27 protein-coding genes are annotated in these 25,650 nt (G+C 63.9%); 20 read left to right on the forward strand and 7 right to left on the reverse strand.

The features are described 5' to 3' along the window. Window positions 1-93: 93 nt before the first annotated feature. Window positions 94-783 carry a DJ-1/PfpI family protein gene (locus LDZ27_RS16425; RefSeq protein ID WP_244817038.1) on the forward strand — a complete coding sequence of 230 codons (690 nt, stop codon included), beginning with the start codon at window positions 94-96 and terminating at the stop codon, window positions 781-783. Window positions 784-787: 4 nt separating this feature from the next. Here the strand turns inward: LDZ27_RS16425 and LDZ27_RS16430 are convergent, their stop codons facing one another. Beyond that, window positions 788-1,207, reverse strand: a complete 420-nt coding sequence (locus LDZ27_RS16430) for an N-acetyltransferase (protein ID WP_244817039.1) — start codon at window positions 1,205-1,207, stop codon at window positions 788-790. Between the two features lies 1 nt (window position 1,208). After that, window positions 1,209-1,961, reverse strand: coding sequence for an ABC transporter substrate-binding protein (locus LDZ27_RS16435; protein ID WP_244817303.1), 753 nt, complete (start codon window positions 1,959-1,961; stop codon window positions 1,209-1,211). 74 nt (window positions 1,962-2,035) lie between these two features. Between LDZ27_RS16435 and LDZ27_RS16440 the strand changes: the two genes are divergently transcribed. Next, window positions 2,036-2,533, forward strand: coding sequence for a cupin domain-containing protein (locus tag LDZ27_RS16440; RefSeq protein WP_244817040.1), 498 nt, complete (start codon window positions 2,036-2,038; stop codon window positions 2,531-2,533). Here LDZ27_RS16440 and mobB read toward each other — a convergent pair. Continuing rightward, window positions 2,530-3,054 carry a molybdopterin-guanine dinucleotide biosynthesis protein B gene (gene mobB, locus LDZ27_RS16445; protein ID WP_244817041.1) on the reverse strand — a complete coding sequence of 175 codons (525 nt, stop codon included), beginning with the start codon at window positions 3,052-3,054 and terminating at the stop codon, window positions 2,530-2,532. The genes LDZ27_RS16440 and mobB overlap by 4 nt on opposite strands. Window positions 3,055-3,194: 140 nt before the next feature. Here mobB and LDZ27_RS16450 point away from each other — a divergent pair, with 140 nt between their 5' ends. The 7 genes from LDZ27_RS16450 to LDZ27_RS16480 all read left to right on the forward strand — a co-directional run bounded on the left by LDZ27_RS16450 (window position 3,195) and on the right by LDZ27_RS16480 (window position 12,253). Further along, the gene (locus LDZ27_RS16450; RefSeq protein ID WP_244817042.1) at window positions 3,195-5,714 is read left to right on the forward strand and encodes an adenosylcobalamin-dependent ribonucleoside-diphosphate reductase; all 2,520 of its coding nucleotides are present in this window, start codon (window positions 3,195-3,197) and stop codon (window positions 5,712-5,714) included. 366 nt (window positions 5,715-6,080) lie between these two features. After that, entirely contained in the window at window positions 6,081-6,626 is a 546-nt protein-coding gene (locus tag LDZ27_RS16455; protein WP_244817043.1) for a fimbrial protein, read from the forward strand. A gap of 116 nt (window positions 6,627-6,742) precedes the next feature. Continuing rightward, window positions 6,743-7,486 carry a fimbria/pilus periplasmic chaperone gene (locus tag LDZ27_RS16460; RefSeq protein ID WP_244817044.1) on the forward strand — a complete coding sequence of 248 codons (744 nt, stop codon included), beginning with the start codon at window positions 6,743-6,745 and terminating at the stop codon, window positions 7,484-7,486. A gap of 137 nt (window positions 7,487-7,623) precedes the next feature. Further along, window positions 7,624-10,224: a fimbria/pilus outer membrane usher protein gene (locus LDZ27_RS16465; RefSeq protein WP_244817045.1), complete on the forward strand. Its 2,601-nt coding sequence runs from the start codon at window positions 7,624-7,626 to the stop codon at window positions 10,222-10,224. A gap of 227 nt (window positions 10,225-10,451) precedes the next feature. After that, the gene (locus LDZ27_RS16470) at window positions 10,452-11,342 is read left to right on the forward strand and encodes a fimbrial protein (protein WP_244817046.1); all 891 of its coding nucleotides are present in this window, start codon (window positions 10,452-10,454) and stop codon (window positions 11,340-11,342) included. Window positions 11,343-11,422: 80 nt separating this feature from the next. Continuing rightward, a complete protein-coding gene (locus tag LDZ27_RS16475; RefSeq protein ID WP_244817047.1) occupies window positions 11,423-11,941 on the forward strand; it encodes a fimbrial protein in 519 nt (172 codons plus the stop codon). A gap of 141 nt (window positions 11,942-12,082) precedes the next feature. Continuing rightward, a complete protein-coding gene (locus LDZ27_RS16480) occupies window positions 12,083-12,253 on the forward strand; it encodes a hypothetical protein (RefSeq protein ID WP_244817048.1) in 171 nt (56 codons plus the stop codon). 86 nt (window positions 12,254-12,339) lie between these two features. Here the strand turns inward: LDZ27_RS16480 and LDZ27_RS16485 are convergent, their stop codons facing one another. Next, the gene (locus tag LDZ27_RS16485) at window positions 12,340-12,483 is read right to left on the reverse strand and encodes a hypothetical protein (protein WP_244817049.1); all 144 of its coding nucleotides are present in this window, start codon (window positions 12,481-12,483) and stop codon (window positions 12,340-12,342) included. Window positions 12,484-12,939: 456 nt separating this feature from the next. Here LDZ27_RS16485 and LDZ27_RS16490 point away from each other — a divergent pair, with 456 nt between their 5' ends. The 4 genes from LDZ27_RS16490 to LDZ27_RS16505 all read left to right on the forward strand — a co-directional run bounded on the left by LDZ27_RS16490 (window position 12,940) and on the right by LDZ27_RS16505 (window position 18,604). After that, window positions 12,940-13,875, forward strand: a complete 936-nt coding sequence (locus LDZ27_RS16490) for a hypothetical protein (protein WP_244817050.1) — start codon at window positions 12,940-12,942, stop codon at window positions 13,873-13,875. A gap of 74 nt (window positions 13,876-13,949) precedes the next feature. Further along, window positions 13,950-15,179, forward strand: a complete 1,230-nt coding sequence (locus LDZ27_RS16495; RefSeq protein ID WP_244817051.1) for an HlyD family efflux transporter periplasmic adaptor subunit — start codon at window positions 13,950-13,952, stop codon at window positions 15,177-15,179. A gap of 1 nt (window position 15,180) precedes the next feature. Then, window positions 15,181-17,301 (forward strand): peptidase domain-containing ABC transporter, encoded by a 2,121-nt coding sequence (locus tag LDZ27_RS16500; RefSeq protein ID WP_244817052.1) that lies wholly within the window; start codon window positions 15,181-15,183, stop codon window positions 17,299-17,301. Further along, the gene (locus LDZ27_RS16505) at window positions 17,294-18,604 is read left to right on the forward strand and encodes a TolC family protein (RefSeq protein ID WP_244817053.1); all 1,311 of its coding nucleotides are present in this window, start codon (window positions 17,294-17,296) and stop codon (window positions 18,602-18,604) included. The genes LDZ27_RS16500 and LDZ27_RS16505 overlap by 8 nt, the downstream gene beginning before the upstream one ends. Window positions 18,605-18,619: 15 nt before the next feature. Here LDZ27_RS16505 and LDZ27_RS16510 read toward each other — a convergent pair whose 3' ends face one another. Beyond that, window positions 18,620-19,201 (reverse strand): TetR/AcrR family transcriptional regulator, encoded by a 582-nt coding sequence (locus tag LDZ27_RS16510; RefSeq protein ID WP_244817054.1) that lies wholly within the window; start codon window positions 19,199-19,201, stop codon window positions 18,620-18,622. A gap of 102 nt (window positions 19,202-19,303) precedes the next feature. Between LDZ27_RS16510 and LDZ27_RS16515 the strand changes: the two genes are divergently transcribed. Next, window positions 19,304-19,771 carry a nuclear transport factor 2 family protein gene (locus tag LDZ27_RS16515; protein ID WP_244817055.1) on the forward strand — a complete coding sequence of 156 codons (468 nt, stop codon included), beginning with the start codon at window positions 19,304-19,306 and terminating at the stop codon, window positions 19,769-19,771. Window positions 19,772-19,784: 13 nt separating this feature from the next. On the opposite strand, the gene LDZ27_RS16520 is transcribed toward LDZ27_RS16515, so the two are convergent. After that, on the reverse strand, window positions 19,785-20,807 hold the full coding sequence (locus tag LDZ27_RS16520; RefSeq protein ID WP_244817056.1) for a transporter: 1,023 nt from the start codon (window positions 20,805-20,807) through the stop codon (window positions 19,785-19,787). Between the two features lie 228 nt (window positions 20,808-21,035). On the opposite strand from LDZ27_RS16520, the gene LDZ27_RS16525 reads away from it, so the two are divergent. The 3 genes from LDZ27_RS16525 to LDZ27_RS16535 all read left to right on the forward strand — a co-directional run bounded on the left by LDZ27_RS16525 (window position 21,036) and on the right by LDZ27_RS16535 (window position 22,493). Beyond that, complete coding sequence (locus LDZ27_RS16525; protein WP_244817057.1) at window positions 21,036-21,380, forward strand: hypothetical protein; 345 nt, start codon at window positions 21,036-21,038, stop codon at window positions 21,378-21,380. Window positions 21,381-21,467: 87 nt separating this feature from the next. Next, window positions 21,468-21,899: a response regulator gene (locus LDZ27_RS16530; protein ID WP_244817058.1), complete on the forward strand. Its 432-nt coding sequence runs from the start codon at window positions 21,468-21,470 to the stop codon at window positions 21,897-21,899. 318 nt (window positions 21,900-22,217) lie between these two features. Further along, window positions 22,218-22,493: a hypothetical protein gene (locus LDZ27_RS16535; protein ID WP_244817059.1), complete on the forward strand. Its 276-nt coding sequence runs from the start codon at window positions 22,218-22,220 to the stop codon at window positions 22,491-22,493. 143 nt (window positions 22,494-22,636) lie between these two features. Here the strand turns inward: LDZ27_RS16535 and LDZ27_RS16540 are convergent, their stop codons facing one another. Then, window positions 22,637-23,596 carry a chemotaxis protein gene (locus LDZ27_RS16540; protein WP_244817060.1) on the reverse strand — a complete coding sequence of 320 codons (960 nt, stop codon included), beginning with the start codon at window positions 23,594-23,596 and terminating at the stop codon, window positions 22,637-22,639. Window positions 23,597-23,889: 293 nt separating this feature from the next. Here LDZ27_RS16540 and LDZ27_RS16545 point away from each other — a divergent pair, with 293 nt between their 5' ends. From LDZ27_RS16545 to LDZ27_RS16555, 3 genes are all read left to right on the forward strand, one after another. Continuing rightward, on the forward strand, window positions 23,890-24,330 hold the full coding sequence (locus LDZ27_RS16545; protein ID WP_244817061.1) for a CBS domain-containing protein: 441 nt from the start codon (window positions 23,890-23,892) through the stop codon (window positions 24,328-24,330). Between the two features lie 160 nt (window positions 24,331-24,490). After that, a complete protein-coding gene (locus LDZ27_RS16550; RefSeq protein ID WP_244817062.1) occupies window positions 24,491-24,778 on the forward strand; it encodes a hypothetical protein in 288 nt (95 codons plus the stop codon). After that, window positions 24,775-25,626 (forward strand): metallophosphoesterase, encoded by an 852-nt coding sequence (locus LDZ27_RS16555; protein WP_244817063.1) that lies wholly within the window; start codon window positions 24,775-24,777, stop codon window positions 25,624-25,626. Before LDZ27_RS16550 ends, LDZ27_RS16555 begins: the two co-directional genes overlap by 4 nt. The last annotated feature ends 24 nt before the right edge of the window (window positions 25,627-25,650 follow it).

Consider the following 25,650-nt stretch of genomic DNA (forward strand, 5'->3'; position numbering starts at 1 on the left):
ATGGTGGCGGAAAACGTGGGTCGGCTGTCAATTTCGCCATAGCGTAGCCGCGTAGGATTGGCTCGTCTACTCACATCGACAAAGGAGAACGCGATGACGCTTCACATCGGCTTATTGCTGTTTCCGGGCGTGCAGCAGCTCGACATGACCGGCCCTTACGACGTGTTCGCCCACATGCCGGGCGCGCAGGTTCATCTCGTCTGGAAGACGCGCGAGGCCGTGGAATCGAGCGCCGGCATGATCCTCACGCCCGACACGACCTTCGACGACTGCCCCGCGCTCGACGTGATTTGCGTGCCGGGCGGCGCCGGCGTCGGCGCACAGATGGAAGACGGCGAAACGCTGGCGTTTCTGCGTCGGCAGGCGCAAGTCGCGCGCTACGTGACGTCGGTCTGCACCGGCGCGCTCGTGCTCGGCGCGGCGGGGCTTCTGCGCGGCAAGCGCGCGACGACGCACTGGGCGTATCACGACATGCTCGCCGAGCTCGGCGCCGTGCCCGTGCATGAGCGCGTGGTGCGCGACGGCAATGTGCTGACGGGCGGCGGCATTACGGCCGGCATCGATTTCGCGCTGACGCTTGCGGCGGAGTTGATAGGCGAACATGGCGCGCAGGCCATACAACTCGCGATGGAATACGCGCCCGCGCCGCCGTTCGATGCGGGCGATCCATCGCGCGCGCCCGCCGAAGTCGTGCGGATCGTGCGCGAGTACGAAGCGGCGTCGATCGCGGCGCGGCGCGAGACCACGGCGCGCGTGGCTCAACGGCTGGCTGCGAGCGCGTGAAGCGTCAGAAACGCTTCTGCATGAAATAGCGCGAGCGCCCGCCGTGAAAACCGGCGATTTCGCCGAATGTCTCGTAGCCGTGGCGCGCGTAGAGATCGCGCGCGTCCGCGTTGAGCGTATCGAGCCACGCGGCGCGGCAGCCGCGTTTCTTCGCTTCGGTCTCGGCGGCTTCGAGCGCGCGCGACGCGAGCCCGCGACCGCGTGCGTCCTCGCGTATCCATAGCCATTTGACGAAGAGCCAGTCCCACGCGGTATAGCCCGCAAGCCCGCCGACGAAGTCGTCCGCAAGATAAAGCGACACCGCGAGATCGCGATGCCCGCTTGCGCCGAGCTGCGCCGCGTTGAAGGCCGCGAGGCCGCCCGCGACTTCCTTCTCAAACGATTCGTCGATCCAGTCGGCCACCGCGACCGTCACGCCGTCCATGTCAGACCTGCGAGGCCGGCGCCACCGACGCGCCTTCGATGCCATGCCGCGCGAGCGCATCGGCGACGAAGCCCGAGCGTTTCACGTCCTCGACAAAATCGCGCAAGTAACGCGCGGCTTCGTCGCCACGGCTCTTGGGCAAGCCCATCGCCTGCTGGATCACCATGAAGCGTTCGTTCAGGAGCCGCAAGCCGGGCGTGCGCGCGGCATCGGCCTGGAGCTGCTGTTTGACGCCCGCGGCCACTTCGAGACCATCGCGCAGAAAGGTCTCGACGACCGCCTGCGACGACTCCGTGCGAACGATCTGCGCGCGCTTGATTTCGCGCGTGAGGAAGAGGTCATACGCGCTGCCCTGGCCGACCATGATGCGGTTGCCTTCGCGGTCCACTTCGTCGTTGCTCGCAAGCGGCGACTCATTGCGAACGAGGTAGAAGCCTTCGATCAGCACATACGGCGCGGTGAACGCGATGCCCGCGCCGCGCAGCGGATCGATTGCGAAGAAGCCAATGTCCGCGGCTTCGTTCGTCACGGTCTCGACGGACTTCGCGGCGGTATCGAATGCGCTGAACGCGACTTGCACGCCGAGACGCGACGCGAGTTCGCGCGCGAGATCGACGGATACGCCGCCCGGCTCGCCGCTTTGCTCGCCTTTCGCCGCGTTGCGATGCGCGAGGATCGGATTGCCGAGATTGATGGAGGCGCGCAGCACGCCTGTCGGCGCGAAGGCTTGGAGCAAGGTGGCGGAAAGCGTCATGGTGTCGAGTGCCTCGGAATGCGCGAGCATGCAGAATACGCGAACCGTTACCGCTCTTGCAAAGGACACGCGCCATGAATCGACCGTTCGACGCGCACGCGCTGATCGCGCGCCTCGGCTTGCAGCCGCATTCCGAAGGCGGCTACTTCCGCGAGACGTATCGCGCGAGCCAGCGCGTGACGCGCGAAGGCGCCATCGAGACGCGCGCGGCGTCCACCGCGATCTACTACCTGCTTTGCGACGGCGCGCATTCCGCGTGGCATCGCATTCGCTCCGACGAAATCTGGCACTTCCATGCGGGCGATCCGCTCGACGTGCATGTGCTCGACGCCGGCGGCAAGCTCGTCACGCATCGGCTCGGCGATGCGCTCGTGCACGCGGATGCCGTCTTTCATGCCGTCGTGCATGCGGGCGACTGGTTCGCCGCCGAATGCCGCGATGCGTCGGGCGCGGCGCTCGTCGGCTGCACGGTCGCGCCGGGCTTCGAGTTCAGCGAATTCGAACTCGGTTCCAGCGTGCAACTGCAGGCGCAATATCCGCAGCATCGCGAGCTGATCGCGCGGCTCTCTTAGCGCTTTAGTTCGATGCCGAGCGTCTTGCAGATGTAAGCGCCGATCGCTTCGATGTCGCCGAGCGGCAGCGTCGGCAAGCTGCTTTCGATGGCGGCGGGATCGTCGGTAGCGATGGCGAGAATGTCGATATCGGTCATGTAGAGCGGCGCGTTTCCTGTCGATGGGCGCACGACTTCGAGGCGCGGCATCGCGTCGCGCGCGAAGCCTTCGACGATCACGAAGTCCGCATGCGATAGCCGCGCGGCGAGCGCGGACAGCGGCGGTTCGGCTTCGTCGTTCAATTCGCGCACGATCGCATAGCGATACGGCGACGCAATCAGCACTTCGCCCGCGCCCGCGCGACGAAAGCGCGCACTGTCCTTGGAAGGCGGTTCCAGTTCGATGGAATGATGGCTGTGCTTGATGACGTTGACCGTCAGTCCGTGCGCGCGAAACCACGGTAAAAGCGCTTCGATCAGCGTGGTCTTGCCCTGACCGGAGCGGCCCGAGATGCCGAAAAGCGGCGGATGCGGCGAATTCATGCGATGTATTGTCGTTGCGTCGATCCGGGTTTAGCGGCTTGTTGGCGAGGCGCGGAAAATCGCGCTATCGTCGTGGATCGTGCTTGCACGCCGTGGGGCGCGCGTTGCCCGCGAGCACACGGCATTCCATAGGATCAGACATGGCCGAAGACAATCCCAGCACCGCTCTCGCTCCACAGCAGTTTTCCACCGACGTGATGCTCGAGAAATACGCCAAGGGCGACGAGGCGCGCGTCGAAGACATACACCGGCGCGTCGCGCGCGGCGTGGCGCTTGCAGAACCTGCCGAGACGCGCGCGAAGATCGAAGCCGAATTCGTCGATAACTTCAGGCGCGGCGCTCTCGGCGCGGGGCGCATCATGAGCGCGGCGGGCGCGGGGATCGACGCGACGCTCATCAACTGTTTCGTGCAGCCTGTCGGCGATGCGATTCAGGGCGTCGACGATAACGGCTTGCCGGGCATCTACGTGGCGCTGTTGCAGGCCGCCGAGACCATGCGGCGCGGCGGCGGCGTGGGGTATAACTTTTCGGCAATCCGTCCGCGCGGCGCGCGCGTGCATTCGACAGGCTCCGCAGCGTCGGGGCCATGCAGCTACATGGACGTGTTCGATGCATCGTGCCGCACGGTCGAAAGCGCGGGCGCGCGGCGCGGCGCGCAGATGGGCATCCTCGATTGCACGCATCCGGACCTGCTCGAATTCATCGCGGCCAAGCATACGAAAGGGCGATGGAACAACTTCAACGTATCGGTCGCGGTCACGGACGAGTTCATGCAGGCCGTCGCCGACGATGCGATCTGGCAGCTCGTTCACAAGGCGGAGCCGTCGCCATCGCAACGCGCATCGGCGGACATCCGTCAGCGCGAGGACGGCCTGTGGGTGTATCGCGAAGTGCGCGCGCGAGAAGTGTGGAACACGATCATGCGTTCTACTTACGATGTCGCGGAGCCGGGCGTCGTCTTCATCTCGCGCATGAACGAGGACAACAATCTGCGCGCGCTCGAAACGATCCGCGCGACGAACCCCTGCGGCGAGCAGCCGTTGCCCGCTTATGGCTGCTGCAATCTCGGCCCGCTCAATCTCACGCGCCTGGTGCGCGATCCGTTCGCGCAGATGCGCGGCGGCGCGCCGAGCTTCGACTGGGACGGCCTCGTTCGCACGACGCGCACGCAAGTCCGCTTTCTCGACGACGTGCTCGACGTGACGCTCTGGCCGCTCGAGGAACAGGCGCGAGAAGCGCAAGCGAAGCGTCGCATCGGCGTGGGCTTCACCGGTCTGGGCGATACGCTCGTCATGCTCGGCTTGCGCTATGACGCGCAGGAAGGGCGCGACTTCGCCGCGCGTGTCGGACGCACGATGCGCGACGAGGCGTATCGCGCATCGGTGGAACTTGCGCGCGAGCGCGGCCCGTTCGCGCTCTTCGATGTGAAGCGTTATCTGGAAGAGGGCACGTTCGCCTCGCGCCTGCCCGACGACATCAAGAGCGCCATTCGCGCGCACGGCATTCGCAACAGCCATCTGCTTTCCATTGCGCCGACCGGCACGGTGAGCCTCGCGTTTGCGGACAATGCGTCCAACGGCATCGAGCCCGCGTTTTCGTGGACGTATCAGCGCACGAAGCGCATGGCGGACGGCTCGCGTCAGACCTTCGCCGTCGAGGACCACGCGTACCGCCTCTATCGCGAGATGGGCGGCGACGTGAACGCGCTGCCCGATTACTTCGTGAGCGCGCTCGACATGTCCGCGCACGATCACCTCGACATGATGGCGGCGGTGCAGCCTTTCGTCGATACGTCCATCTCCAAGACCGTGAACGTGCCCGCGGATTATCCGTTCGACAAGTTTCAGGACCTGTACTTCGAGGCATGGCGCCGCGGGCTGAAGGGACTCGCCACGTACCGGCCGAACGAGACGCTCGGCGCGGTGCTGTCGGTGACGCCGCAAGAGACCCCGAGCGATTCGCCCGATCCCGAACTCGATCTCGATCCGTTGCGCATCGCGATCGATCACCGGCCGCGCGGCGAGTTGCCCGCGATCATTGAGAAGGTCGAATATCTGACGCAGGCGGGCAAGAAGTCGCTGTATCTCGCGGTGTCGTTCATCGAAGTGACGGGGCGCATCGCGGGCGAGGACGTGACCATCGAGCGGCCGATTGAATTCTTTATTCCAACCGGCCAGAGCGACGAATCGCAGCAATGGATCACCGCGACCATGCGTTCGCTTTCGCTCGCCGCGCGCGGCGGCTTCGCGGCGCGCACGTTGCAGGACATGCGCAAGGTGTCGTGGGATCGCGGTCAGGTGCGTCTCGGCGATGTCGAGCGGCTCGACGGTCAACGCAGTCCGCGCTGGCACGACTCCGAAGTCGCGGCGCTCGCGTATGCGATCCAGCAGATCCTGCATCGGCGCGGCTTTCTCGACGCCGAGGGCAATCAGGTTCCCTCGCGCGTGCTCGCGAAAATGCGCAGCGACGCGGCGCAGCCGGTGCGTGCGCTGCAGCCCGAGGATGAAGTCGCCGGCGACGTGCCCCAAGCCGCGACCGAGCCGCACGGACTCGCGCGCATGCACGGCCGCAAGTGCGCGACGTGCGGCGCGAACGCCGTCATCCGCAAGGACGGCTGCGACTTCTGCACCGCATGCGGTGAAGTCGGCGCCTGCGGCTGAGGCTAAAGGCACATCATCGACGCCCGGACACTGCTGTGTCCGGGCGTCGTTTCATCTTCCGCTGCCGTCACGCAGTGGCTTGGCTGCAGATGCCGCGCGCTGGCAACGACCTTACGGCTGCTTACGAATTAGGATTTCTCGGGGGTGTCTTTTCCAACCCCTTTGATTGAAAATTCCGACCGGCGCATTTCAACCAAGCAGGCTAAAGATAAACCGAGGGCCGACCCGCCGCGCTGCCTGCAGTGCGGGCGAGGGCGAAATGCGCCGCCCCGGCATCAAGGTGGCAGACCGACCGACGCGCCGCGGTGCTTGCATCGGTTTCAAGACTGGAACCGTTTTTAATCAAAATATTTTGGAGTATTGAACATGAAGAAGTCCGTGATCTCGGCTTTCGTCGCTGGCGTGCTGGCCCTTGCTGCGGGCGGCGCATTCGCGTCGGACGGCACCATCACCTTCAACGGCGCGCTGACCGCAAGCACCTGCACGATCAATGGCAACGGCACGTCGTCGAGGGACTTCACCGTGACGCTGCCGACCGTCTCCACGTCGACCCTGACGGCCAGCGGCCAGACGGCGGGCGCCACGTCGTACAACATCGCGCTGTCGGGTTGCGCGCCGGTCACGAGCACGAGCAAGGCAGCCGTGTTCTATGAAGCCGGCTCCACCGTGGACCCGGCGGACGGCCGCTTGGTCGTCGCAAGCGGCGGCGCGCAGAACGTGAAGCTCGAACTCCTCAATAACGACGAAACGCAGATCAAGGCGGGCTATTCGCGCGACCTGCAGAACTCCAAGCCGGCCGACATTTCGTCGGGCGCAGCGACGCTCAACTACGAAGTCCGCTACTACGCAACGGGCGCGACGTCGGCAGGCGCGGCGAATTCGTCGGTTGTCTACAGCATCGATTATCAATAACCGGTGCGATATCAACGGAGCTTTCGGCCTTCAGGCCGCTAGGCTCCGCTGCATGGGCGGGCGCCACGCCCGCCTCCTCATGATTCTGTGCTCCGCGTGGGCTTCTCCTCGTCACTATGAAACTGCTTAGCCGACTCGCATCCGCCGCGGCGCTCGTTACCGCGATTCAGGGCTTGAGCCCGCATGCACATGCGTCCGTCGTGATCGCCGGAACGCGCGTCGTGTACAACCAGGCCGATTCCGAAGTCACCGTCAAGCTGACGAACAACGGTAAGCTGCCCGGTCTCACGAAGGTGTGGATCGACAAGGGCGATGCGGACGCGAAGCCGGATACCATCGACGTGCCGTTCACCATCAACCCGCCGATGATGCGTATCGATCCCGGCAAGTCGCAGACCTTGCGCATCATGTCGACGGGCGAGCCGCTGTCGGGCGACAACGAGAGCGTGCTCTACCTGAACGTGCTGGAAGTTCCGCCCAAGCCCACCGGCGACGAAGCGAGCGCGAATCAGCTGCAGCTCGCGTTCCGCACGCGCATCAAGTTCTTCTATCGTCCGACTGCGCTCAGCGGCCAGCCAAGCGATGCGCCGGGGCTGATCGTTTGGCATCTGAAGCGCGATGGCGGACAGAACATGATCGTCGCGAATAATCCCACGCAATATCACGTATCGTTCGACCGCATTCAGGTGGTCAACGGTGCGCAGAAAGCGGAATTCACCGATGGCGGCATGGTCGCGCCGGGCGAGACGAAGGCGTTCGCCATCAAGGGCGACGTTCCCGCAGCCGGCGCGAAGGTGCACTACACCGCGATCAACGACTACGGCGGCCCGCAAGACGGCGACGCCAGTCTTGCTCCGTAAGCGGCGCGCTTTCGCCGCAAGGACACACCGTCCGCTGGCCGCGCGCGCGTCGCGCCGCCATATCCCGTAGAAAAGCGACAGCGTGCACGCAAGTGGCACGTCGGGGATTCGCTTTTGTCGAAAGTTCGGATAACTGAATGAAAACGCACTACTGCAACGCTCCCTTGCCCAGCGCGCGATTAAGGCCCGTCACGCTATTCACGCTTCAGGCTTTGGCTGCGATGGGCGTGAGCGCGCATGCGTGGGCGCAGACTTCCCCGCAGCCCGCCGCCGTCGAGTTCAACGAGCAGTTCCTCGATTCCGGCGGAGCGCAAAAGCTCGACATTTCGCGCTTCAATAAAGGCCAGCCGGTCCTGCCGGGAACGTACCGCGCCGACACCTACGTGAACAACGTCTGGCGCGGCAAGTTCGACGTCGACGTGCGCGATTCCGCGCAGCATCCCGGCGTGGTTCTGCCGTGTGTCGATACGGAACTCGTGGAACGCCTGGGCGTGGACCTGCGCAAGCTCTCGCCCGAAGCCGCCGCGATGCTGGATAACGCCGGCAATGCATGCGTGACGCTGCCTGAACTGATTCCCGGCGCGATTGCATCGTTCGACGGCGGCGAGCAGCGGCTCGACGTGAGCGTGCCGCAGATTGCAATGAGCGCCCGCGCGCGCGGCTATGTCGATCCGAAGTACTGGGACGAAGGTATCAACGCGGCCACGTTGCAGTACAACGCCAACGTCTATCACAGTTCGACTGGCGGCTACGACAACGACTCGCAGTATCTCGGTCTTATCGGCGGGATCAATGTGGGACCGTGGCGCTTCCGCTATCAGGGCAGTCTCACGCACAACAACGTCAGCGGGTCGCATTTTCAGACCGTGCAGACCTATGTGCAGCGTCCGTTCAAGGACATCAAGAGTCAGTTGACGGCCGGCGATACCTTCACGGACGGCGCGTTGTTCGACAGCTTCGGCGTGCGCGGCGTGACGCTCGGCAGCGACGACCGCATGTATCCGGAATCGCAGCGCGGCTATGCGCCCGTCGTGCATGGCATCGCGAACAGCAATGCGCGCGTGCAGGTCAGGCAGAACGGCAACATCATCTATGAAACGACCGTCGCGCCCGGCGCGTTCCAGATAGACGACCTGTATCCGACGGGCTATGGCGGCAACCTCGACGTCGTCGTGACAGAAGCCGACGGCACCCAACATGTGTCGACGGTGCCGTATGCGGCCGCCGTCAACGCGCTGCGCCCCGGCGTCACGCGATACAGCGCGACGATCGGCCAGTACCGCGATCCGACCATCGACATTCATCCGTTCGTCTCGCAGTTCACGGTTCAGCGCGGCGTCAGCAACCTCGTCACGCTGTATGGTGGCGTGAGCGCCGCGGACATGTACTTCGCCTCGATGGTCGGCGCGGCGCTCAACACGAGCGTCGGCGCGTTCGGTCTCGACGTGACGCAGGCGAGCGCGAGCTTCAAAGGCTATGGCACGCACAACGGGGCGAGCGTTCGAATCAGCTATTCGCGCCTCTTCGAGCCGACCAATACGAACATTGCGATCGCGGCGTATCGCTATTCGACGAACGGCTTCTTCACGTTGCCCGACGCGGTCACGCTGCGTGAACTGAATCAGCGTCATCAGCCGGGACTGATGAACGCGATGCAGAAGTCGCGCCTGCAGTTCGTGCTCAACCAGAGCCTCGGCGAGAGCGGACGTTACGGCTCGCTCTACGCGACCGGTTCGTTGCAGACGTACTGGAACCGCGCGAACCACGATACGCAGTTCCAGATTGGCTACAACAACAACTGGAAGCGCCTGACGTATGGCGTCTCGGCGGTGCGGCAGTTCCTGGTGGAAACCAAGCGCTGGGACAACCGGATCATGTTGAACCTGTCGATTCCGCTCGGTTTCGGCGCACATGCCCCGCAAGCCTCGACCAACTTCCAGCACGATACGGCCGACGGTCGCTCGACGCTCCAGCAGTCGGTCACGGGCACGCTCGGCGTCGACAACGCGTTCAGCTATGGCGTCAACGCCACGCTCAACGATGGCGGCAACGATGCGGGCGGATCGGCGAGCGCCGGCGGCAACGTCGGATACGTGGCGCCGTTCGCGCTTCTCACGGCGAATGCGAGCGCGGGCCGTCAGTACTCGCAGGTCGGCGCAGGGATGTCGGGCGGCGTCGTGGCATGGCGCGATGGCGTTGCGTTCACGCCGAACATGGGGGATACGGTCGCGGTCGTCGAAGCGAAGGACGCAGCGGGCGCGCGCCTCGCGAACGGCGTCGGCTTGCGCGTGGATCCGTGGGGACACGCGATCGTGTCCGGCATGCAGCCGTACTCGAATAACGACATCGAGCTGGACCCGAAGGGCCTGCCGATCAACATCGCGCTGAAGTCCACGGTGCAGCGCACAGCGCCGACCGCGGGCGCCGTCGTGCGCCTGCAGTTCGATACCGAGAACATGGGCAAGCCAGCGGTCATGCGGGTGACGCGTCCCGACGGCAAGCCGTTGCCGTTTGGCTCCGAAGTGTTCGATGGCGACAACCGCACCGTGGGAACGGTGGCGCAAGGCAGCCGCATCATCGCAACGGGCCTCAAGCTGGACGCGGGAACGCTCGACGTGAGATGGGGCGACGCGCCGGAGCAGCGTTGCGCGGTACGGTATCAGTTGCCCGCCGCCGCGAACGCAGCCGACGCCTCGAAGCCGAACACGGTCAGCATTTCCGACGCTGTTTGCCAATGATGAATGCCGCATCGACGAAAACGTTAGGATGACATAATGAAATACACTGACCGACTTGTGTCCACGCTGCTGCGTCTTGCCATGTGCTGGCTCACAGCACTGCTGGTCATGCCGTCTTCCGCGTGGGCCGCCGCGAACTGCACGGTCAACTACAGCTCGTTCACGCTGACCCTTCCAGCGACCGTGGCGGTCGCCCGCGACTTGCCGAATGGATCGGTGCTCACGATGTGGTCTTCGTCCACGGCGAGAGCGACTATTGGACGTGCATCGTATCGGGAAGCGTCTATACGGGCACGGACTTCGAGACCGCAGGCATCACGACGGCAGGGCCGACCGCTTATACGCTGAACTACCAGGGCGTCAATTTCGAGGTCTATCCGACGAACGTCCCCGGCGTGGGCATCGCGATGGGCGGCTACACCATCCCGAACAGCCTCAGTTCGGGGCCGTGGCCGTTCTCGAGGCTCGGTCGTCAATGGAACGCGAACGGAACCATCTATAACGGCGGCCAGTTGATCGTGGCGCTGGTGAAGACGGGCGACATCACGCCTGGCACCGTCACCGGCATGGTCGCGCAGGCGTTCTCGTGGCAAACCTTGACGCCGCCGCCCGCGGGGAACGTGCCATCGGCCGGTGTCATCAACTTCTATGTCACGCCGGTTGTCATCACCGTGCTGACGTGTCAGACGCCCGACGTGACCGTTCCAATGGGCATTCAAGGTCCTGCCGATTTGCCGAGCATTGGGCCGGCGCCGAGCAAGGTGGCCTCGTTCAATCTCAGCCTCAACAATTGTCCGGGCGGCACGACGGTCTCGGGCACGTCGGCGGGGCAGATTCATAGCGTGCAGTACCGCATCGATCCGTCGGCGGGGACGATCGCCGGCTACACCAATGTTGCGGCGCTGGGCGGCAGTCCGGCTGCGGGCGGCGTCGGCATTCAGCTTTATGACAGCACCGGCGCGGTGTTTCCCTTCGCGACGTATCGCACGCTCAGCGGCTTCGACAGCACGAATGGCGGAAGTTATTCGATTCCGATGACAGCGCGCTACTACCGCACCGGCACGCTGAGCGCCGGGCCCGCGAACGCGACTATGACGATGACCGTGCAATACCAGTGATCGTCACGGCTGCCACCAGCGCGACGGGCGGCACGCCGCGTCGTTCCGCGCATGCAATATCAACGACAGGAGAATTGAACATGAACAGACTCAAACTAGGCGTTGCTGTGCTTGGACTCATGAGCGCAGGCTCCACATTCGCCGCCGACGCGACGCTGACCTTCACCGGCACGATCATCTTGCCGACGTGCACGGTCGATCCCAACTCGGTGACGCAGAGCATTCTGCTCGGAACCGCGCGAACCACGGACTTTACGGCGGTGGGCGACACGAAGAACGCCACCGCGTTCGATCTCAAGCTCAACAACTGCGCGGCCAACACGAACGTTTCCATGACGGTGAACGGAACCTCGGACACGGTGCAAAGCGTGCTGAAGAATACGGGCACCGCAGCGCAGGTCGGCGTGCAATTGCTCAAAGCGGCAAACACGGGCGGCACGACCGGATCGCCGGTTGCGCTCAACACCGCGATGACGCTTGGCGCCGTCGATGCCACTAATGCGATGACCATACCGCTGGTGGCGCAGTTTTATCGGCTCGGCACGATGACGAGCGGCACGGTGTCCGCAACCGCGACCGTCAATTTCGCCTACAACTGACGACCGCGATGGAATAATTCGGACGACGAAGTAAGTGTCAACACTAGTAGTGCAACGGGGAAGTGCAAGGTAGTCTCGGGAGCCGCGTATCTGCGATGCGCGGCAGTATCTCTTCAATCGAAATTTCGTGAGTTTGACAAGATGGAAAAAATCGACCGCAACATGCTGAATGCCTGCTCGATCGCGGGCGGAACGGCGAAGACGTCAAGCAGTTCTTCCAACTCAACGACCGTAACAATCGGCATCTCGGCACCGGCGCAATCGCCGAACAACAATCAGAAAGCGGTTCTGCTCTCTGTTTCCACTCGCTAAAGTTCAAGCGAAGGGTGTTTAGGCCGTCCGCTTTGCGGACGGCCTTTTTTATTTGTCGCTCGTGATATGTGCGCGCGGCGTCGGATTTAAGGTTGATTATCGGCAGCGATATTGCGAATTGCATTGACTGTCAGCTTTTCGTCATTAAGGAAGTCGTCGGTTGCCGGCATGGCTCGAATATCGGTGCGTTGCATCGAAGCAAGCTCAGGAACCGGCCATTGACGCGCCATTAATATGACGCGTTTTAGGAATTTTCGTCATTTACGCTTTTGGCTAAAATGCCTACCATTCCCGCCTTCAAGTCCAGATGAAACTGGTTCCTTGAACGTCCTGACCGGACGAATTGAACGCGACTCAGTAGAGCGCGTTAGTAATCAAACCATAATTCGAAAAGGAATAAAAATGCAAAAGATCGACCGTAACGCACTGGTTAAGGAATCGCTGGCTGGCGGCTGCGCAAAGAACAGCAGCCGTTCCGCAGCCTCGACGACGATTAATATCTACATCACGACGAAATAAGGTTATTGACGCCGTCAGGCGTCTGATAACCGGGTCGGCGGCCACAGCCGCACATGTTCGCCGCCAAACCGCATTCGCTGCAAGCGAATGCGGTTTCCTTGGGGCTAGTTCTAAACCCCGATCCATTCCCGTCCACCGTTTTCCGTCTTTTCGACGACGAGTTTGTCATGTCAGCCTTGCGTTCCACGCTGAAGAAATGGATCGCCATGCGAAAGCATCGGGCGCGCCGCAGTATCGTCGGCCGGATTCCGGTGCATGCCGTGGAAACGCTCGCCATTTGCATCTGGCGCATGCGCAGCCTGTTCGACGCCGAAGCGCGTGCGAGCGGCCTCGTTAGAGCCGAAATCGGCGCCGATGTTCTCGGTTTGCCGCGGGCGCAATCGCATCGCGCGCGCGTGGGCGCACAGGTTGAAAAGCTGATCGATCAGCGCATTTATTTTGGCCGCGACATTCGCAAGAGCGAAACATGGCCCGACCTGGACGCAATCGCCCAAACGCTCGCGAGAGCCGTTGAGAAACTCAGGAAGGAAGCGCCTCGGCGTCCGGTATTTCTGTCGCCGTTTCACTTCGTCTCGCAGTACGCGAACATTTATATCGTCGAGCGCGTGGCCGGGTTGCTCGGCCTGCAGTCGATGTCGGTCGTCTCGGGCGTGCCGAGAAACCAGTATGGCGACGACCACGCGCTGATTCCCGGCATCAAGGTGCTCTATACCTACGGCGATGCCAACCGCAACGGCCTCGGCGTGCGCGTGGCGCGATCGCTGAAGCGTGACGGCGTCGCCGTGCTCTTCAGCGATGTTCCGCCGTTCACGATGCATCGCTACCCGATGGAAACGGTCGAAGTCACGATGTTCGGCAAGAGCGCGCGAATCCATAACGGCGTCTTTCGCATGGGGGAATCGTTCGGCGCCGTGCTTCTGCCGTTCTATCTGCGCTTCGCGCGCGGCCGCTTCGAATTACGCGTTTTCGATGCACTCGCTCTCGACGCCGCCGATTCACCGCAGCGGCTCGCGGAATATATCGAAACGGCGCTTCGCGACAACTACGAGCAGTGGCTTCCCGCCGGGCATCCCGCGATGTACGCGTTCGCACCGTCGCGATAAGAGGCGACGGCAGCCCGCTCGAATATCGTCAGTCGCGTGGCTACGCGACGCATCGTCATCTCAGGCCATCATCCATGCAACCGACAGACCTCCCGCAATTCAAAGACGTGCCGTGGCGCTGGATCGCCTACGCGACGTCCGCGTTCACGATATTCGCGGTAGCGTTCGGATTCGTCCACGAGATCGAACTGAAACAAGACGTATCCGGCGAAGTCGTTTCGGCATCCGAAGTAAAGATTCAGGGCTTGAGCGGACTCGTTTCATCGATCTCGGCAAGGCCGTCCGATCGCGTCGAACCGGGAACGCCGCTCTTTCGTCTACAGCGCGATTTCTCTCTGACGACGGACGGCGAGCGTCGCCAGGCATTCGACGAGAAGATGCGCGACGAGCAAATCCGCGCGATAGACGAGCAATACGGCGAGCGGCGCATTCAGCTCAACGCGCAGCGCGAAACCGCGCGGCTCACGGAAGCGAGCCGTCGCGCGGAACTGGGCTCGCTCGACGCGCAGATCGCGCAGAACAGTCAACTCGTCGGCGAATTCGAGCAACGGCTCGCGCGGCTCAGCGGCGTCGCGGAATACGTCACGGCGGACAAGCTCGAACAGGCGCGCGCCGACATTCATCAGGGCAGAGTCACGGTCGCGCAGAGCGTCGCGCGCCGACAGCAGCTTGCGGCGGAAATCAGCGCGTCGAACGGCACGCAGACCGATCTCGCGGCGCAATTGCGCGAACTCGACGCACGCCATGCTCGCGACGTTCAGGACGTGCGCGCGCGTTTCGAGCGCGAACGTCAGGACGCGACGGTGTCCGCGCCGAAGGGCGGCATCGTCACGTTCTCCGGGCTGGTTGCGGGCCGCATGCTCGCAGCGGGCGATGTCGCGATGGTCATCGCGACCACCGACGGCGGACCGTTGCGCGCTGCGTTGAGCATTCCTTCGCGGCGTCGCGGCTTCGTGCGGGAAGGGCAGATCGTCCGGCTCAAGTTCGACGCGTTTCCTTATGCCAAGTTCGGCACGTATGAGGCGCGCATCGACTCGATATCCGGCACCACGGTGCTTCCGGCCAGCCCGATGAATCCGCCGGGTACGCCCGGCGCGCGCGATCCGGCCGAGGAAACGCCCAGCGCGAAAGAGTCCGAGGGCGACTATCTTGCGTGGGCCACGCTGCGCGGCAGTACGTTCGACTTCGAAGGCCAGCACTTCAGGATTCTGCCGGGCATGCGTGCGACGGCGAGCATCGTGGTCGAACGCAGGACGATTGCGGAGTGGGTGCTGGCGCCGCTCTTCCGTATGCTAAGAGGTTGATGTGCGCATTATTTATCAGAATGAAGTGGCCGAATGCGGATACGCATGCCTCGCGATGGTGCTTTCGCATCTCGGACGCGCCACCGAAGTACGCGAGTTGTCGTCGTATAAGCCGGTCTCGGCGAACGGCTTGTCGCTCATGGATCTATACGATGTCGCCGTCGATTTCGGGCTGGCGGTGCAGGCATACCGCTTCGACGCGTCCGATCTTTCAGCCGTTAAAAGAGGCTCCATCCTTCATTTTGGCGGCGCGCATTTCGTCGTATTCGAAAAGGCGGGGCATGGCTACGTGCGCGTGATCGATCCCGCAACCGGCAGACGGCGAATCTCGATGGACACGTTCCGCTCCGCCGTCTCGGGCTTTCTGCTCGAATTCGCGCCTACGCCGCAGATGCCTCGCATTCGCGCGAAGTCCCGCGTGCCAGCGGCGCTCAAGCGCGTGCGCGCGTTGTGTCCGGAACTGCGTTCCCAAATCGGCAAGATATTGTTCGTGGCGCTCGGCAGCCAGTTCGCCATTCTTGCCGCGCCATACTTCGGCAATCTCGTGCTCGACTATGTCGTCGCCGCGGACAACCGCAATCTGCTCGACGTGCTTGTCGTCACGTTCGCGAGCATCTTCGTGCTGGGCGCGCTGAGCGAATTCGTTCAGAAGTACCTGACCGAGCTGCTTTACAACATCACGCAGATCAACTCGACCGAAGGCTTGCTCGGCCACATGCTGCGCAATCCGATGTCCTGGTTCGAAAAGCGGCATGTGGGCGACGTTTTCGCGCGCGTCAAGGCCCAGGACGAAATCAGCGTCTTCACGACTCGCACCACGGTGACGCTCTTCGTCGATCTCGCGGTCGGCGCGCTTGCGCTCGTATTGATGCTGATTCAAAGCCGTCAACTGACGGTGGTGGCCTTGCTGATCTTCGCGGCGTATATCGGACTTGCACTCAGCATGTTTGCCGCCATGCGCGACAACCATGCACTCGTGATGGAAACATCGGCGCGTTGTGACGATTCGTTGTTCGAAACGATTCGCGCCGCGTCCTTGCTCAAGCTCGCGCAGGGCGAGACACGGCGCACCGCCATCTACATGACCTTCTACAAGGCATATGCCGCCGCGCTGTTGAAAAGCGGCCGCCTCGCGTGCACGCGAGACGGGCTGCTCAAGCTCGTGACCTATGCCGACACCATCGTCATTACGTGGCTCGCCGCGCGGCTGATGCTTGGCGGAAAAGTGTCGGTCGGCGTGTTCTATTCGTTCCTCATCTACAAGTCGCTGATGTCCGAGCGCTTCGCGAGCGCCATCAACGCAACGTTCCAGTACTTCATGTTGAGCGTTCCGACGGCGCGCGTCGACGACATCGTGGAATGCGAGAACGAGCGTTACACGCCGCTCGAACATACGCAGCGCGCGACCGAAGTGAGAGCGTTCGAGCGCGTCGACATGCGTGACGTGACGTTCAGCTACGGCGTCTCCGATGAACCGGTGCTCGTGAACGCGAGCCTCGCCATTCGTCGCGGCGACAAGATCGCGATAACGGGGCCGTCGGGCAGTGGCAAGTCCACGCTGTTCAAGCTGCTGTCGGCGTCGGAACCGCTGCGCGAAGGGCATATTTCGCTCAATGGCATCGCGTGGCCCAATCTCGCCGTCGATGAAATTCGCCGGCATCAGGCGCACATGCGGCAGGGCGACATCATCCTGCACGGCTCCATTGCAGACAACGTCACGCTGTTCGCCGGTCACGCCGACGAAGCGCGCATCCATCGCGTGCTCGAAGACGTTGGGCTGCTCGACGACATCATGCGCTTGCCGATGCGCACGCGCACGGTCATCAGCGATACGATCGCGAACATATCGGCGGGGCAGCGGCAGCGCCTTTTGCTCGCGCGCGCGCTCTATCAGGAGCGTGAACTGTTGCTGCTCGACGAGCCGACGTCGAACCTCGATCCCGTCTCCGTGCGGCGCATCGCGGCGTTGCTGCGCAATCTCGACCGGACGGTCGTCGTCATTACGCACGACATGGCGCTCGCCTCGGCGTTCGATACGCGTTACCGCTTCGAAGACGGCGCGCTCGTGCCCGATGCCAGCGCAGCCAACACCATCACGGCGGACGAAGCGCTCCATGTTTAAGCGAAGTCTGTGGATATGCACGTTCGCGGCAGCACTCGCCTACGCCGATGCGTCCCGCGGCGATGATCTCGTTGCCGTCGTTCAGCAGGCGCTCGATTACGACGCGGAACTGGGTGCGGCGCGCGCCGGATACGAAGCCGCGAAACAGGCGGTGCCGATCGCGCGCGCGGCGTTGCTGCCGCAGATCGCGGGCGGCTGGGGCCGCGCGTACAACCGCATCGACATGGACGGGCTTCCGCGCCAGAAATACTGGCAGAACGGCTGGATGGCGACGGTCTCGCAGCCGGTTTTCGACTGGAGCAAGTGGACGGCGTATCGGCAGGCCGATTTCGTCGTCGCGCAAGGGGCCGTGGATTTCGCGGGCGCGCAGCAAGCCGCGATCTTGCGCGCCGTGCGCGCGTATTTCGACGAACTCGCCGCCGAGGAAGAAGTGAGACGCGCCGCCGACTATCTCGCGGCCATCGATGCTCAACGCGAACAGGTGCGCCGCAAACGCGCGGCGGGAGAAGCGACGCTGATCGACGAACGCGAAGCCGATACCGCCTGCGAACAGGCACAGTTGCAGCAAGTCGACGCCGATCAGGAGCGCGCCGTGAAGCGCCGCGCCGTGGCGCAAGTTACCGGTCGGCCATTTTCCGCGCTGGCAGCCTTGCCGCCCGACGTCGCTTTGCCGATGCTCGCGGAAGGCGAGGAAACGTGGGTCGAGCAGGCGAAGACACGCGGCTTCGAGGTGCAATCGAAGCAGCTCGGCTGGGAGATCGCGAAGTTCGGATCGACGAAGGCGCGTGCGGCGGGTTATCCCGTCGTCAGCGTGACGGGCAGCTACACGCCCGCGGGCGCGGCTTCCGGCTATGCGCGCCCGACCACGACGACCACCGGCATGCTGCAGATTCAGATCCCGCTCTTTTCGGGCGGCGAGATTCAGGCGCGCGTGAAGGAGTCCCTCGCACTCGAAGACAAGGCGAAGCAGGGCTATCTTCAGGCCGCCGTGCAGGCCGAGGCGTCAGCGAGAGACAACTTCGCGAAGTACGTGCGCGAACGGCAGCGAACCGACGCGCTCGCGCATCTGGTGCATAGCTCGCGCGATTCCCTGGACGCAACGCAAGTGGGCTTCAAGGTCGGCAGCCGCACGGGCAGCGACGTGCTGCGCGCGATCGACATCCTTTATACGGCGCGCCGCGACTTGCTGCGCTCGCGCTATGCGGCCGTGGTCGCGTTCCTGCAACTGAAGGCGGACGCCGCCACGTTGAGCACCGACGATATCGATCAGATGAGCAGCACGCTCGGCGTGCAAGCGCGTTAGGCGTGCAAGCTCCGCTTATCCGGCGTTGGCGGCACGCTTGACCGCCCGTACCACGCGGGCGAGGGCCTTCAACGCATCGGCGGGCGTATCGGCGAACTGTGCCGCGACGATCGCTCCATCGACCGCCAGCGCGAGCGCCTGCGCGTCCGCTTTCGCGGTGCGCGACGGCGGCATCAACGCACGAATGGCGGCGGTCATGTCGCGCTTGTGCCGCCGCGCGATCTCGACGGCTTGTGGCAACGTGGCGCCCACTTCCACCACCGAGTTGATGAACGCGCAGCCGCGGAAACGCTCGCCGCCGAACCATTCCGCGAGCGCGGGAACGAGCGCGGAAAGCGTGCCACCATGACGCGCGAGGGCGTCGCGGAACCACGTCATCCAGTTCTCGTGCCGATATTCCAGAAACGCAACGATCAGATCGTCCTTGCTCGGAAAGTAGCGGTAGAACGTCTTCTTCGCCACACCCGATTCCGCGATCACGCGGTCGATGCCCGTCGCGCGGATGCCGTCGCGGTAGAAGAGGTCGTGAGCCGTCTGAAGAATGCGCGCATCCGGCGTGAGCGCCAAAGGATCGGCTTGAGAAGCGATGAGTTTCATGCTGTCGATTGTAGACAGACCTGTCTACCTGCGCTAGAGTGCTTTGCAAGTAGACAGGTCTGTCTACCAAAACCGCACGCATGCCAACCGATAGGAACCGTCATGGAAACGAGACCGCCGCTCCCGCCGTTCGACAAAGACACCGCCGCGCTCAAGGTTCGTCTTGCCGAGGACGGCTGGAATACGCGCGATCCGAAGCGCGTCGCGCTCGCCTATACCGAGGACACGCGCTGGCGCAATCGCGCGGAATTCGTCAATGGGCGCGCGGAAGTGGAAGCGTTCCTGCATCGCAAATGGGTGCGTGAGCTGGACTATCGGCTCATCAAGGAACTGTGGGCTTGCACGGGCAATCGCATCGCGGTGCGCTTCGCCTACGAATGGCACGACGATTCAGGCAACTGGCATCGCAGTTATGGCAACGAGAACTGGCAGTTCAACGAAGCCGGCCTCATGACGCATCGCCATGCGTCCATCAACGATGTCCCGATCAACGAATCCGAGCGCAAATATCACTGGCCGCTCGGCCGCCGGCCCGACGATCATCCGGGCCTGAGCGAACTCGGGCTTTAACGGCCAGCCGCGCTCACATATCGCGGCGTCGCCTGAACGCCCACCATCCGGCAAGCACGGTAAAGCTCGCGACGATGAACACGAGCAGCCAGAAGCCGTGATGGTTCTCCGCAAACGGTATCCCGCCGACGTTCATGCCGAAGAAACCGGCGACGATATTGATCGGCAGCGCGAGCACGGTCACGAGCGTCAGCGTGAAAAGCGTGCGATTGCTTTGCTCATCCATGCGCGTCGCGATTTCTTCCTGCAGCAGTTTGATGCGCTCGACGAGGCCGGCGAGATCGTTGAGAACGAGCGAGAACTCTTCGGTGGCGTCGCGCAAGTCCTGAATGTCCTGTGCGTGCAGCCAGCGCGGCGGCCGCGCGAGCAGGCGAAACACGGAGCCGGGCTCGGGCGCGAGCAGACGCTGCAGCCGCACGAGCACGCGCCGCAGCGCGCCGAGGTCCGAGCGTGTCGTGGACGAATGCGTCGAGAGAAACCGGTCCTCGATGCCGTCCACTTCCGCGCTCGTGCGCCGCACGATGTGCACGAGCAAGTCCGCCTGATCGCGTAAGAGATGCGCGAGCAATTCGGCCGGCGAGCGGAAGACTTCGCCGCGCCGCACCGACTCGCGCAGCGAATCCACCGAACGCAGCGGCTTCATGCGCGCCGTGACGAGCAGTTTCTGATGCGTGTAGACCCAGAGCGTCGCAATTTCCGAAGGCGTCAGCTCGAAATTGAACATCACGTCGTTGATGACCGCGAAAAGCGCGCCCTCCTGATGCTCGATGCGCGTCGAATGCGAGCCTTCGTGCAGCGTGTCGAAGAAGGCGTCGGGCAGGCCGAGGCGCGTTCGCATCCAGCGTTCGCATGCGCTGTTCGCAAGGTCGAAGTGCAGCCAGACGAATTCCTTCGTGGTGTCGTCGCGGGACAGCCACGCGCTGGCGGCTTCGGCGTCGATTGCTTCGCCCGGTTGATCGACGCGAAAACGAAAGCCGCAAACGAGGCCGGTAAAGTCGGAACCGTAGGGCGGTCTTTGCAGGGCAGCGGGGTTCATGCGGGCGTTTGCGCTCCGTGCGGATGGCGTCAGGCGTTAGTGTGCCATCGCTCGCGGCTCGCCATGCGCGCGTTTGGCGTGTCGCGAATGCGCGAAACGAAACCGGGACTCGTCGCGTGCCGCGCAAGAATGACTGTCACATTGACGGCGTATGATGGCGCGATGCGAGACGGGCCGACGCGCCGCGAAAGGCGCGGGCGCCGTCGATCAACCTTGGGGAGAGGCGTTGTGGAAGACCTGGACGATCTGGATGGCGCGACGCAAACGACGGCGGCGGGCCTGATCCGCCTTGCATCGGTGATCGCCGCACTCGCGCGCGACGGCGCGGTGGACACGCGCTTTGCCGCGAAGCTCTTCAAGCGGCTCGACAAGGAAGCGCGGCGCGTCGTGGCGCGCGGCGAACCGGCGTGCGAGGACGCGGACCGCGACGCGCTCGTCGCGGCGCTCGGCGAGCTGGACGTGGCGCTGCGCCAGCGCGACGCCGCCTCGCTCGTCGAAGCGAATGCGCGGCTGCGCGAGAGCGAGGAGCGCTCCGGCAAGCGGCGCAAGGCAAAGCGCGAGACCAGCGCCTGAGTGCGCTGGCGAACGCCGGGACGAGGGCGGCGCCGGTTCGGGCGCGAAACATGCTGAAACGCGATTGGATGAATCTCCCGACTCGCTATGCCCGTGACCTTGCATTCCCCTCAGTGCGCCGTGTGGACGAACCGCAGTATCGATGTGGATCTTCGAAGCTGGCGCATTCTCGTCATCGATGACAACGCCTCCAGCGCCGAGGCACTCGCAGCGGCGCTCACCGCAGACGGATTCGAAACGCGCGTCGCGCTTTCAGGCGTGGATGCGCTCCACGCAGTCGATGGCTGGGCGCCGCACGTCGTCATTCTCGACATCAGCATGCCCGAACACGACGGTTTCGCGACCGCGCGCGTCCTTCGGCGCATCGCCCGCACGCGCGACGCGGGCATCATCGCGTTCACGGCGCTCGGCGAGGAACTGGTGCGCACCCAAGGCGTGCACGCCGGATTCGACGCCTATTGTCAGAAAGGCAATTCGCCGGCGACGCTCGTGCACCTCATGCAACGGCTCGTTCACTGATAACGTCCCGAACGGCGATGAATTCGGGCGCGTTCGTCCCGATTAAGCACGTTCGTGCGATAAATACCCATCGACCGATGACTGGCTGCGCGCCCGCTCGTGCTTCGCTCAATCCCTTACGCGGCGTGCGATGCCGCCGTTTTCACGCCTCGATGCCCACGCCCATTGTTGGCGCTGCGTGAAAAGTGTATTGAAATATATCGGGATAAAAGAACGATAGTAGGGGTATACACTGCTTTCCATCGACGTAGCAGACAGTTTCTCGCGACACCGCTGCGGCGCTTTCTGAAAGAACGTCAACCGTCTATGGAGCACACCATGAAACGCAATCTTCTCGCCTCGCTTCTTATCGCCGCTTCCGCCACGCTCGCCGCGCCCGCTTTCGCAAGCGGCTACGGCCCGGCGCCGTCCTACCGTCCGGCTGTTGGCGCGCCCTCGTCGCAGCAAGGCCCGAGCGCACAAACGTTCGCTGCTGAAGAACACGCCCACGGCGTCGATGCGAACGCCTTCGGCGGCTCGCGCGACTCGCTGGCTCAGTCCGGCAGCCGCGTTCAGGCAGCTAACAGCACCAACTCGGTCTACTTCGGTCACTGATCGAACCGGTCTCGCCGGCGTGTCTTTCGACTTACCCGCCGGCTTTTAGACTCGCGCGACCCTTTCGGCGTCCGCCGCACCAGACTCACGAGGTCTGACTGCGCCGGGCGCCGATTCTTTTTGCGCGGCGGTATCCGAATGCGTCAGGCAGCGTCCACGAGCGCGCCGCGCATCACGCTCGCCAGTTCCGACGCCTCGAACTTCGATACATACGCGTTCGCGCCGACCTTGCGTACATGCTGCTCGTTCGCCGAGCCGGAAAGCGACGAGTGGATCACCACCGGAATGTGCTGCAGCCCCGAATCCGCCTTGATGCGCCGCGTGAGCGTGAAGCCATCCATCTCGGGCATTTCGAGGTCGGTGAGCACGAGCGCGATTTCGTCGGCGACTTCCGTGCCGTGCTTCTGCGCCCTGCGGCGCGCGGCGTCGAGCACGTCCCACGCTTCCTGGCCGGTTTTCGTCATCACGAAAGGCACGCCCATCGCCGTCAGGCTTTGCTCGATGAGCGCGCGCGCGACGCCGGAATCGTCCGCGGCGAGCACGCGCGCGCCCGGCTTCAGCTGCAGGCGGCCGGTGTTCGCCTCGGTGATGTCCGGCTCCTGACCCGGCAGCACGTCGCGCACGATGCGCTCGACATCCAGCACCTGCGCGAGCCGCGACCCGTCGACGTTGCCGTCGAGCCGCGCGAAGCTCGTCACCGTGCGACCGCCCGAATGCGCTTCGGCCGACAGCACCTGATTCCACTCCAGCCGCACGATGTCGTCGACTTCCTCGACCGCGAAGCCCTGCGTCGTGCGCGCGAACTCGGTGACGAGCAGAATCTTCGGCCCGTTCTTCGGCCGACAGCCGGCCACGCGCGCGAGGTCGATCACCGGAATGATCTGCCCGCGAATGTCGGCGACGCCGAGAATCGCCTCGCTCGATCCGGCGACGGTCGTGATCGCCGGCATCGCGAGAATCTCGCGGACCTTGAACACGTTGATGCCGTACAGGTCGCGCTGCTCCGTGCCCGCGGCCTCGCCGAGCCTGAAGAGAAGCAACTCGAACATGTTGCTGCCCGCGAGCCGCACGCGCTGCTCGATATCCTGTTGCGAATTGCTCACTGTCTTTCCCTCGTTGGTTGGCGAAGCGCCGCGTTGTGCGCGCGGATTGCTGTGTGTTCCGCGCGATGCCTGATTAGCGGCAGGAATCGGCAAAACTGAAGGCGGGGAAAGCGCGCATGGGCGCGGCGTCGCTGTCCTATACTTTTTTCGAATGGTCGGGTTAATGCCGATGAAGGCATCGCGCGGGAAGCCTTACGCTCGACCCAGCGCAGCTACGTTTTCCGGATACCACAGCGCGTTCGATCGACGGCCATCTCGCCGGCGGGCGGCGCGAAGCCAGACGGAGGCGGTCGATGGCAACAGTCGCAGATGTTTTGAATTCCAAACCCGACCACACGGTCTATACGATCGCGGAAACATCGCCGGTGTACGACGCGATCAAACTGATGGCCGACAAGCACATCGGCGCGGTGATCGTGACGGAGGGCGACGAGATCGTCGGCATCGTGACCGAGCGCGACTATGCGCGCAAGGTCGTGCTGATGGACCGCTCGTCGAAGGACACGCCGGTGCGCGACATCATGACCTCGCAAGTGCGCTACGTGCGCCCCGACCAGACCACCGACGACTGCATGGCTCTCATGACCGACAAGCGCATGCGCCATTTGCCCGTGATAGACAACGGCAGGCTCGTCGGCATGATCTCCATCGGCGATCTGGTGAAGAACATCATCTCCGAACAGCAGTTCACCATTCAGCAGCTCGAGTACTACATTCGCGGCGAGCACACGTAAGCGTCCGTCCGGGCGCGTTCGCGTTGTAGGGCTTTCTTATAGTCGCGCTCGGCTCGGCGCTCGTCGCGCTGTTGCGTGTGACGCGCGGAGTGCGCGCGTCCGCGCTTGTCATCGGCAATAACCGCTCGCAGATCGAGCAATCCGCGCACTGGAACGCGGCTTGCTCGTCGCCATTGCGCCGCGCTCCATCGGCCGGCTCGCGCATCTCGTCCTGATGCTGCGCGGCGCAACAGGACGCCTGAGCCATTCCGGACATGTCGATGCCTTCACGTTCGACCGCATCCCGGTGACGCGTCCGACGGATGCGCCGGGCAAGCGGCGGCGCGCGAAGAGCGCAACCGATAACGAAGTCGCCCGGCTCGACATGCCGCTCGAATTCCGCGTGCGGGAGCGGCGGCTTCTGTTGCTCAAGCCCGAGCCCGCCGTGGCAGAAGCGCATCGCTCATGACCTCGTTGCTGCAGATTTCCGATCCGCATTTCGGCACAGAACGGCCGCGCGTCGTGGCGGCGCTGCTGCGTTTCGCCGATGCCATGCGGCCCGATGTCGTGATCCTCTCCGGCGATATCACGCAGCGCGCGCGCAGGCATCAGTTCGCACAGGCGCGCGCGTTCATGAACACCTTCGGCGCAACGCCCACGGTCGTCGTGCCGGGCAATCACGACATCCCGCTCTTCGATCCGTTCGCGCGGCTCTTTCGCCCGTATGCGAACCACGCGCGGGCGTTCGGCGCGGAGCTGGAGCCGTCGTTCGAATCGCGCGATGTGCTCGTCATCGGCGTCAACACGACGCGTGCATATCGGCACACGGACGGCGAAGTGTCGACGGAGCAAATCGGCCGCGTGGCCGTGCGGCTCGCGGCGGCAAGCGCGGCGCAGTTGCGCGTCGTGGTGACGCATCATCCGGTCGCCGTCACGCGCGTGCACGACGAGAACAACCTGCTGCATGGCCGGGCGCGCGCCGTGCAATGCTGGGCGCGCGCGGGCGTGGATCTGATCGTGGGCGGTCATGTCCATCTGCCTTACGTGGTGCCGCTGCACGATGCGTTCGCGGGCATCGGGCGGCGCGTGTGGGCGGTGCAGGCGGGCACGGCGCTGTCGTCGCGAACGCGCAGGAGCATCGGTAATTCGGTGAACCTGATTCGCTATTCGACGGACGCGAGCGACGCTTTCGCGCGGCGCGCGCTCGTCGAACGCTGGGACTACTCGGACACGAGCGAACGCTTCGAACGGATGGCGTGTCACGATCTCGCGCTGGACGGCGCAGCGCAAGGCGCGCTCGCCGCGCCCGCGGGCTAGACGCTTCTGCGCACGCGCGCGCGA

Source organism: Caballeronia sp. Lep1P3, from assembly GCF_022879595.1.
Lineage (GTDB): Bacteria > Pseudomonadota > Gammaproteobacteria > Burkholderiales > Burkholderiaceae > Caballeronia.